The sequence below is a fragment of the Rhodococcus sp. NPDC057014 genome, from assembly GCF_042673295.1.
GTDB lineage: Bacteria > Actinomycetota > Actinomycetes > Mycobacteriales > Mycobacteriaceae > Rhodococcus_F.
In genome coordinates, this window is record NZ_JBHUSF010000523.1 from 1 (window position 1) to 3,585 (window position 3,585).

Here is a 3,585-nt window from a genome sequence, read left to right on the forward strand (position 1 = left end):
TTCGGCATCCGCGTCAACACGATCGCCCCCGGCATCATCGACACCCCGATGCTCGCCGGCGTCACCGACGAATACCGCAAGGGCCTCGAAGCCGGTGTCCCGTTCCCGTCCCGCCTCGGGCAGCCCGCCGAATACGCACAACTGGTCCAGATGATCGTCGAACACGACTACCTCAACGGTGAGACCATTCGTATGGACGGCGCTCTGCGTATGGCGCCGCGGTAGGCGGCTCCACCACCCGTGCGCCTTCCTGGTGGGCATACTCATACGCGGCAACGATCCGCATTAGCGCTAGCCGGCGTCGGGTGTGCTCGCCGTGCCGCGGTGCCGGCGCAGGAACTCATTTCCTGTGGGGCAGCCCGACTGTCGGGGCAGCGTTCTGGGTGTTCGAGCGGTCCAGAAATCTGGGAACAGGTCATTGCTCAGGGTCTTCGACAGGCCGCTTGCTCGGGGTAGGTGTGTTCCTGCGGCAGCCTGCGCAGGCCAGGGGGTAGATGTGATGTGAGCCACACTTTGTCGCCGTTTTCGCGATGTGCACAAGTTTGGGGTCGGGCGGGGGAGCGCATTGACCGGACTGCATCATCGGCTGTCCGTCAATGAAGCGAGGTTCCCCCGGGGGGTGGTCGAGTGACCTGTGCGCGGGGACGACAGCAGGTCGCAGCGTCGCGAGGCCTCCAATTGGAAGCGTGCATGACGGGCGCTTCTCGGTTAAGTCATTTCCGACGGAAACGAAAGAGGGGTCCGATGAGGAGTGAAAGTGACGCGCCACCAACGGCACTGACCAACGAGGCTCGTATCTTGACTAATTCCAGAAAAGCGGTTCATAGTGTGCGGGTGCCCTCGACGATGGATTACGCGGACCGGCTGCGGCTGGCTGACTTGCGTGTGACGCGCCCGCGGATCGCGGTGCTGCAAGCGGTGCATGCACATCCGCATGCCGATACCGAGATGGTCATCGACGCCGTGCGCGCCGTACTTCCGACTGTGTCCCAGCAAACGGTGTACGGGACCCTGCACACAGTGACAGCCCACAGTTTGGTGCGTCGGATCCAGCCGGCAGGCTTGGTGGCTCGCTACGAGTCACGAGTCGGCGACAACCACCACCACGTGGTCTGCCGGTCGTGCAGTGCGATCGCGGATGTCGACTGCACGACCGGCAACGCTCCCTGCCTGAATCTCGCCCACGACAACGGCTTCCTCGTGGACGAGGCCGAGGTCATCTTCTGGGGGCTGTGCCCGAACTGCTCCGCCTCGCAGCCACGCACCTAGCCCGTACAACGAAGCAACAGCCCGAATTACCCCTTTTGGAAGGAAAGTCGTGTCTGACACCACGCGAACCATCGCCGAAGAACACCCGCCGATCGCCGAGGCCCAGACCGAGCCTGCCCAGGGCGGTGGTTGCCCCGTTGCGCACGGTCAGCTCAAGCACCCCACCCAGGGCGGCGGCAACCGTGACTGGTGGCCGAACCAGCTCAACCTCAAGATCCTGCAGAAGAATCCCGCCGTCCGGAACCCGATGGACGAGGACTTCGACTACACCCGGGAACTCGAGAACCTCGACTTCGAGGCGTTGGCGCGGGACATCGAGGAGGTCATGACGACCTCGCAGGACTGGTGGCCCGCCGACTACGGCCACTACGGTCCCCTGTTCATCCGGATGGCGTGGCACGCCGCGGGCACCTACCGCGTCACCGACGGCCGCGGCGGCGCCGGCGCCGGAATGCAGCGCTTCGCACCGCTGAACAGCTGGCCCGACAACGCCAACCTCGACAAGGCCCGACACCTGCTGTGGCCGGTGAAGAAGAAGTACGGCAAGACCATCTCCTGGGCCGACCTGATCGTCTTCGCCGGCAACGTCGCGCTCGAGTCGATGGGCTTTGCGACCTTCGGCTTCGGCGCCGGCCGGGTCGACCGGTGGGAGCCGGAAGAGGACGTCTACTGGGGTCCGGAACTCACCTGGCTCGGCGACGAGCGCTACTCCGGCGACCGGAACCTGGAAAAGCCGCTCGGTGCGGTCCAGATGGGTCTGATCTACGTCAACCCCGAAGGCCCCAACGGCAACCCGGACCCCGTCGCAGCATCCCACGACATCCGCGAGACGTTCGCCCGGATGGCGATGGACGACGTCGAGACCGCCGCACTGATCGTCGGCGGCCACACCTTCGGCAAGACCCACGGCGCCGGACCGGCCGATCTGGTCGGACCCGAGCCCGAGGCCGCACCGCTCGAGGAGCAGGGCCTGGGCTGGAAGAGCTCCTTCGGCACGGGCAAGGGCGGCGACACCATCACCAGCGGTCTCGAGGGTGCCTGGACGCCGACCCCGGCGCAGTGGGACAACAGCTTCCTCGAAACCCTCTACGGCTACGAGTGGGAGCTGTCCAAGAGCCCCGCCGGTGCATACCAGTGGATCCCGAAGGACGGCGCCGGCACCGGCACCGTGCCCGACGCGCACGACGCATCCAAGACGCACGTGCCGGTGATGCTGACGACGGATCTGGCGTTGCGGATCGACCCGGCCTACGAGAAGATCACCCGCAACTGGCTCGCGAACCCGGATCAGCTCGCCGACGACTTCGCCAAGGCCTGGTACAAGCTGACCCACCGCGACATGGGGCCGATCGTGCGCTACCTCGGCCCGCTGGTGCCGGAGGAGGCGATGCTGTGGCAGGACCCCATCCCCGCGCTCACCCATGAGCTGATCGACGCCGGCGACATCGCGACCCTGAAGGGCCGGATTCTCGAGTCCGGACTGACTGTCGCAGAGCTGATTTCGACCGCGTGGGCGTCGGCCTCGTCGTTCCGTAACAGCGACAAGCGCGGCGGTGCCAACGGCGGCCGGATCCGCCTCGAGCCGCAGGCGAGCTGGGAGGTCAACAACCCAGACGAGCTGGCCCAGGTGGTGCGGACCCTCGAAGGAATCCAGGAGTCCTTCAACTCTGCCCAGACCGGGAACAAGCAGGTCTCGTTCGCCGACCTCGTCGTGCTCGGTGGTGCTGCTGCTGTCGAGCAGGCCGCGAAGAACGCCGGCTACGACGTGGAGGTGCCGTTCACGCCCGGTCGCACGGACGCGACGCAGGAGCAGACCGACGTGGAGTCGTTCGCCGCGCTCGAACCGGCAGCGGATGGTTTCCGCAACTACCTCGTCGACGGCAACCGTCTGCCGGCGGAGTTCCTGTTGGTCGACAAGGCGAACCTGCTGAGCCTGACCGCGCCCGAGTTGACCGTGCTCGTCGGTGGCCTGCGGGTGCTGGGTACGAACTACAACAAGTCGGAGGTTGGCGTCTTCACTGCGAGGCCGGGGACGTTGACCAACGACTTCTTCGCGAACCTGATCGACCTGGGGACGACGTGGGCTCCGAGGTCCACGGACTCGAAGATCTACGAGGGGCGCGACCGCGTCACCGGTGAGGTGAAGTGGACCGGGACCCGCGTCGACCTCGTGTTCGGGTCGAACTCCGAACTGCGCGCTCTCGCAGAGGTGTACGCCTCCGACGACGCACAGCAGAAGTTCGTGCGGGACTTCGTCTCCGCGTGGGACAAGGTGATGAACCTGGACCGGTTCGACCTCGCCTGACCATCTCCAGC

Annotated in this window: 3 protein-coding genes; all 3 read left to right on the forward strand. The window is 66.0% G+C overall.

Annotated features, from left to right (window positions below):
• A partial coding sequence (locus tag ACFTZB_RS44160) for an SDR family oxidoreductase (protein WP_378442118.1) occupies positions 1–225 on the forward strand: 225 nt, incomplete at its 5' end.
• 609 nt (positions 226–834) lie between these two features.
• Positions 835–1,269: a Fur family transcriptional regulator gene (locus tag ACFTZB_RS44165; RefSeq protein ID WP_378442120.1), complete on the forward strand. Its 435-nt coding sequence runs from the start codon at positions 835–837 to the stop codon at positions 1,267–1,269.
• 70 nt (positions 1,270–1,339) lie between these two features.
• A complete protein-coding gene (gene katG / locus ACFTZB_RS44170) occupies positions 1,340–3,574 on the forward strand; it encodes a catalase/peroxidase HPI (protein WP_378442122.1) in 2,235 nt (744 codons plus the stop codon).
• Positions 3,575–3,585: the final 11 nt, after the last annotated feature.